This window comes from Paraburkholderia sp. BR10937, from assembly GCF_040965695.1.
GTDB lineage: Bacteria > Pseudomonadota > Gammaproteobacteria > Burkholderiales > Burkholderiaceae > Paraburkholderia.
In genome coordinates, this window is sequence record NZ_JBFRCL010000148.1 from 1 (window position 1) to 1,086 (window position 1,086).

General features: G+C 59.1%; 1 protein-coding gene. It reads left to right on the top strand.

What is annotated here, in order from left to right; all coding sequences use genetic code 11:
* Positions 1-236 precede the first annotated feature (236 nt).
* Entirely contained in the window at positions 237-488 is a 252-nt protein-coding gene (locus AB4Y44_RS42370; protein WP_342924876.1) for a pentapeptide MXKDX repeat protein, read from the top strand.
* Positions 489-1,086: the final 598 nt, after the last annotated feature.

Consider the following 1,086-nt stretch of genomic DNA (forward strand, 5'->3'; position numbering starts at 1 on the left):
ATCACCAGCCACCCACCAGACCCGGTGACAACACCCCCCGGATCATGACTGCGACTGGGGGCGAGAATCATGCCGGGCCTGGCTGGCCAAAGCCTCGATTATCGAGGCGGGAAGATAGTAACGGGGCCGGGAAGTGTCATGCCCGTCACTGATTCGCGGCAAGACCAGGCTCCCGCCATCGGGCTACTGTCCTATCGATATTCCGACTCACTGTCGGTTCGCTGAGGGATCACATCATGAACAAGCTCACTGCCACCATTCTCGCCAGCTGCTTCTCGTTCGCGACCGCGGGCGCCTTCGCTGATGATAGTGTACCAACCGACGCGACTGCCAACGACGCGCCGAGTCAGGAGATAACCGCAAAGAGCGCAACAGAATCAGGCGCGATGAGCGCCGACAGCGCGGCCAAAGACGGGATGAAAGAAGATGCGATGAACCATGACGGCATGGCCGGAGATGAAACAAAGAATGCCGAGGTGAAGGAGTAGTGTCGATGCGAAGTGATCCGCTGATGCCAGACCAGAAGACGCTCCCCGGAAGCGCTCCACGGATCACCCTCACCAAGCACCCGCGCGCGAAGCTCCCCGACATCGGGTGATCCGAAGCTGTCCGATGCATTGCGATTCACCTGGAAGTGAAGCGCGTGAGAATCCGGCATAACAACAAGGTGAAATGTCCAGGATCTTCGCCAAGCCGCAACCCCCTCCTTATGCAAAGTTTGCATATGTCCATGCCGACACAGCATTAGACGAGCACGTCGGGCCACTTCATCATCGCGTCTCCGCAGCAATTGCGGTTGCCTCTACATCCCAGTGGTCACAAGGCATTACAACAAGGACATGCGTTATCAGGGCCGGCCAGCCGTGTAGACAGGGTCGGTACGGTACATGGATGCCGTACTCCCGGTATGGCTCGCTCGCGCTGTCCATCACGTAGGAGACAATGTGAAGCAATCGATACAACGGAACATCGGCCCGTTCGCGCTGATGTTCACCGGCCTCGGGTCGATCATCGGTTCGGGCTGGCTGTTCGGCGCGTGGAAGGCGGCGAAAATTGCAGGTCCGGCGGCGGTTTGCGCCTGGGTCA

Excerpts from the sequence above, each read along its gene's own strand:
- AB4Y44_RS42370 (WP_342924876.1), top strand. The coding sequence starts at position 237 with ATGAACAAGCTCACTGCCACCATTCTCGCCAGCTGCTTCTCGTTCGCG.